General features: G+C 36.3%; 2 protein-coding genes. One reads left to right on the top strand and one right to left on the bottom strand.

The window, feature by feature from the left end:
- Positions 1–637: 637 nt before the first annotated feature.
- Positions 638–979, top strand: a complete 342-nt coding sequence (locus tag H5072_RS18185; protein ID WP_024604747.1) for a YajD family HNH nuclease — start codon at positions 638–640, stop codon at positions 977–979.
- Between the two features lie 3 nt (positions 980–982).
- Here H5072_RS18185 and H5072_RS18180 read toward each other — a convergent pair.
- Positions 983–1,943, bottom strand: a 961-nt coding sequence (locus H5072_RS18180; protein WP_182694352.1) for a response regulator, incomplete at its 5' end; no start/stop codon positions are given.

The raw sequence follows: 1,943 nt of genomic DNA, 5'->3' as shown, positions 1-1,943 counted from the left end.
CAACTATCAAACGCTTGAAGGGCTGCAAAGCACGGCTAGCAATTTAAGCGGCAATCAAACGGATCAAATTTTCTCGCAAAATACACGTTCAACCAAGTTTGAGTTATCTGGCCAACACAACTTTTATACCTTCAATAATAAAGCGTCTTTGTTTGAGCATTTTTTTCTTAATAGGCCAAAGCTAAGCAGCAAATTTGATTTGTCGTTAAGTGTTGTTGGCGCGTGGTCTTTCAAGCATGTATCTCTTGAGAACAAAGATAATATTGTGTTTCAGGCTGATTTTTTAAATTCACCTGTGCCACAGGTCACTAAGTTAATTTCTAATTCGTATGGGGCGAGTATTGGCTCGCTTTTATCATTTTCGTTACCGCATAATGTTCACGTATTTGCTGAATACAAAGTAGGTAAAGGGCATATTCAAAACACAAACCCTGGGCTGGGGTTAAAAGATTCGGGCGCCGAAAAAGTCGAGGCATTCGGTGGTGGAATTTCTTGGACTTCCGACAATAAAAAACTTATGGTCGTACTACGTGCGTGGGAGCAAACAGGCCGGCATATAGATACTTCTTTGGGTGATTTGTCAGTAATTAAGTTTTTTAGTATTGATCACCGAAATAGTAAATTTACCAGGAATACTATGAGTAAGAATAACGCAGTACCTCAGGCTTATGTGAAGCAAGAGGAAGGTTACCGAATTAAAGCCTTAAGATTGTACCCTTGGGTATGTGGGCGTTGTGCCCGTGAGTTTGAGTACTCTAATTTACGTGAGTTAACGGTGCATCATATAGATCATAACCACAGTAATAATCCAGAGGATGGCAGTAACTGGGAGTTATTGTGTATTTATTGCCACGACAATGAGCACAATAAATACCACGAACATATTATGTATGGCGGGTCGACTACAGAGCGAAAAGTTGAGGCTGCAACGCATTCTCCATTTGCCGATTTAAAAGCGATGCTTAATAAATCAAAGTAGCTACTATGATTTCAACTGTTTGGATAAAAACAAGGTTGTTACATCAGCTACTTTAATAAGTGACAGTTTATCTGCATGGCTCCATGAAATTTTTGAGCCAACACTTTCACAACAAATAACACCTAGTGGTTTGTTATCAATAAAGTAGATGTAATCAAGCAAGGAGTAAATGTTTGATGGTTCAAAATAAACCTTGGTTAAGTTTTTAGTGATTTCGTGGTTTCTCGCATCTGATGCGTCTAATACTTTATGCTCTAAAATATAGTCAAAGTATGCAGGAAAGTCTTCAGCTTTTAAAACTGCATTACTTACTATCTCATTTTTTTCATCAAGGCAAATTAAGCTATTAATGGCAGTATAGTCGTGATTAAACAACCATAGACTGACTCTGTCGGCATTTGAAATTAACTTTTTTAGCTCATTGCATATCTGTTTTAGCTTACGTTCACTCGTAATGTTTGGGTTACTAACTTTAACTGCTAAATTTTTGAGATTTGAGTTTTTTGGATTATAAACATTGAGCAAGCTATTTAAATGATCTTTATTAAATGGCTTCGTTAAATAGCCATCCATACCAATGTCTAAATAGTGTTCAATATCTGGTTTCATGGTGTTGGCTGTCATGGCAATAATTGGCGTTGTTTTACCTGTTTGTTGCTCTCTAATTATCTTAGTGGCTTGCACTCCATCCATCACTGGCATTTGAATGTCCATAAAAATTAAATCAACATGGTTGGCAAAAAAGTAATCAACGCATTCTTTGCCATTTTCGGTAAATATTACTTTTGCATTATGAGCTTGTAGCATTTTACTTACGACAACTTGATTTACTTTATTGTCTTCGGCAACCAAAATAGTGCACCCTTGTAAATCGGTTATTTCTTTATTTGGTTTTAATAATTCATCGAGTTCTGATGTTTCAAAGCTTTGTTGGTAAGTAAATACAGAACCTTTATCTTCTTTA

It is taken from the genome of Pseudoalteromonas sp. SR45-5, assembly GCF_014163565.1.
Lineage (GTDB): Bacteria > Pseudomonadota > Gammaproteobacteria > Enterobacterales > Alteromonadaceae > Pseudoalteromonas > Pseudoalteromonas distincta.
The sequence above is the reverse complement of the archived record's forward strand: the minus strand, read 5'-3'. Positions and strand labels throughout refer to the sequence as shown.